This window comes from Heliobacterium mobile, assembly GCF_009720735.1.
GTDB classification, from domain to species: domain Bacteria; phylum Bacillota; class Desulfitobacteriia; order Heliobacteriales; family Heliobacteriaceae; genus Heliobacterium; species Heliobacterium mobile.
This window is the reverse complement of sequence record NZ_WNKU01000094.1, coordinates 1-1197: the sequence shown is the minus strand read 5'-3', so window position 1 is coordinate 1197 and position 1197 is coordinate 1. Positions and strand designations below refer to the sequence as shown.

1 protein-coding gene is annotated in these 1197 nt (G+C 60.6%); it reads left to right on the top strand.

Going from position 1 to position 1197, the window contains the following annotated elements:
- The coding region (locus tag GJ688_RS19800) for an InlB B-repeat-containing protein (RefSeq protein ID WP_170292179.1) at nucleotides 1-1197 on the top strand (1197 nt) is incomplete at both ends.

The following is a 1197-nucleotide window of genomic DNA, read 5'->3' as shown; positions in this document are numbered from 1 at the left end:
CGGACACGACCCCCCCGACCTGGGCAGGCGGCTATCCGCAGGCGGGAACAGTGACGAACACGAGCGCCCAGGTGCTGGTGCAGACCAACGAAAGCGGAAAAGGCTATTATGTCGTGGTACCCCACGGAGCGACAGCCCCCACGGCGGCGCAAGTAAAAGCGGGACAAGACGGGAGCGGGTCGGATGCCGGAAGCGGGAAAAAAGGCTATGTGGATTTGACAGCCAACACGCCGGCGACGATCGATATCACAGGATTGGCCCCGTCGACAGACTATGACGTCTATATGGTAACGGAAGACGGCGTACCCAACCTGCAAGCAACGGCGGCGAAAGTGGACATCGCGACCAGCGCAGCGCCGGACACGACCCCCCCGACCTGGGCAGGCGGCTATCCGCAGGCGGGAACAGTGACGAACACGAGCGCCCAGGTGCGGGTACAGACCAACGAAAGCGGAAAAGGCTATTATGTCGTGGTACCCCACGGAGCGACAGCCCCCACGGCGGCACAAGTAAAAGCGGGACAAGACGGGAGCGGGTCGGATGCCGGAAGCGGGAAAAAAGGCTATGTGGATTTGACAGCCAACACGCCGGCGACGATCGATATCACGGGCTTGGCCCCGTCGACAGACTATGATGTCTACGTGGTAACGGAAGACGGCGTACCCAACTTGCAGGCTACGGCGGAGAAGGTGGACATCGCGACCAGCGCAGCGCCGGACACGACCCCCCCGACCTGGGCGGGGGGCTATCCACAGGCGGGAACAGTGACGAACACGAGCGCCCAGGTGCTGGTACAGACCAACGAAAGCGGAAAAGGCTATTATGTCGTGGTACCCCACGGAGCGACAGCCCCCACGGCGGCGCAAGTAAAAGCGGGACAAGACGCGAGCGGGTCGAATGCCGGAAGCGGGAAAAAAGGCTATGTGGATTTGACAGCCAACACGCCGGCGACGATCGATATCACGGGCTTGACCCCGTCGACAGACTATGACGTCTATGTGGTAACGGAAGACGGCGTACCCAACTTGCAGGCTACGGCGGCGAAGGTGGACATCGCGACCAGCGCAACTCCTACCTTTACGGTCACCTTCAATAGTCAAGGCGGCAGTGCAGTATCAAACATAACCAATGTAAACTCCGGTTCGACAATTAGTGCTCCTGCGGTTCCTGCGAAGGAAGGCTATACCTTCAGTGGCT